This window comes from Ruegeria sp. CDSA021, from assembly GCF_059612325.1.
In genome coordinates, this window is record NZ_JBXWQJ010000051.1 from 1 (window position 1) to 1,367 (window position 1,367).

Below are 1,367 nucleotides of genomic sequence, written 5' to 3' on the forward strand. Positions count from 1 at the left end.
TGTCCGTCGTCAGGGATTTTGGGACAGATGGCCGCCTGATCTAAGAGAGGGTCTGGCTCAACTGGTTGTTGTGATTATGCGGCGGATTTGCGGTGAAGCAAGCGCCGGGTTTCGATGGTCTTTCGTTTGATCCTTTCTCGTTGTTTTAGAATGGTCTGTCCGCGCCCGAAGTAGACATCAGCGGGTGTGAGGTTTTGTAGGCTTTCGTGGTAGCGCCTGTGATTGTAGTGATCGACGAAAGCATCGATCTGCTGCTGAAGGTCACCGGGCAGATAGTAGTTTTCCAATAAGATGCGGTTCTTGAGAGTCTGGTGCCAGCGCTCGATCTTTCCCTGAGTTTGCGGATGGTATGGCGCCCCTCGAACATGATCCATTTTCTGATCTTCCAGCCATTCGGCAAGCTCACTAGAGATGTAGCTGGACCCGTTGTCGCTGAGCAGGCGTGGTTTGTGCAGCACCGTTGCCTGATCACAGCCTGAGGCGTGCAAAGCGAGGTCCAGTGTGTCGGTCACATCCTCGGTCTTCATCGTCGTACAAAGCTTCCAGGCGATGATGTATCGGCTGTAATCGTCCAGGATCGTGCTGAGATAGAACCAGCCCCAGCCGATCACCTTCAGATAGGTAAAGTCCGTCTGCCAGAGCTGGTTCGGCCGAGTGGTTTTGTCCTGGAACTCGTCTGCGGCTGACAAAACCACATAGGCCGGGCTGGTAATCAGATCGTAAGACTTGAGGATGCGGTAGACCGAAGCCTCTGACACAAAGTACTTTTCTGTGTCGGTGAAGCGAACAGCCAACTCACGCGGGGAAAGCTCACTTTCCTTCAGAGCCAGATCTTTGATCTTCTCGCGCACAGGCGTGGGAATGCGGTTCCAGACCCGTGACGGCGTGGGTCTACGATCTTCAAGCGCCTCGGGGCCGCCGACGAGATATCGGTCGTACCAGCGATAGAAGGTGGTCTTCGGAATGCCCAGCTTCTCCAAAGTGCGCTTGGTCGGCAGATGCGATTGCTCAACCAAGCGGATGACTTCCAGTTTTTCGGATGCGGGATATCTCATTCGTCGTCGCCCCCATCCGCGATCATGCTTTTTTTGAGCAACCGCAGTTCAAGAGCCTGTTCGGCAACCACCTCCTTCAGATCACGGGCTTCCCGTCTCAGATCCTTCACTTCGGTGGAAGTTGCCGCGCGGGCCGTGTCGCCTGCCAGACGTTTCTTGCCGGCTTCCAGGAATTCCTTGGACCAGCTGTAGTAGAGGCTCTGCGCGATGCCTTCACGGCGGCAGAGCTCTGCAATGCTGTCCTCGCCTTTTAGGCCGTCCAGCACGATCTTGATCTTCTCTTCTGCGGAGTACTGTTTGCGGGTCGCACGG

Annotated in this window: 1 protein-coding gene; it reads right to left on the minus strand. The window is 55.4% G+C overall.

The features are described 5' to 3' along the window. Positions 1–74: 74 nt before the first annotated feature. Positions 75–1,367, minus strand: a protein-coding gene (locus AC2FLD_RS22445) for an IS3 family transposase (RefSeq protein WP_496674560.1) whose coding sequence is annotated in 2 segments (ribosomal slippage) — positions 75–1,090 and positions 1,090–1,367 — 1,294 coding nt annotated over the 2 segments. Because the reading frame shifts where the segments join, the coding sequence is not laid out codon by codon here. This gene is flagged as partial in the annotation.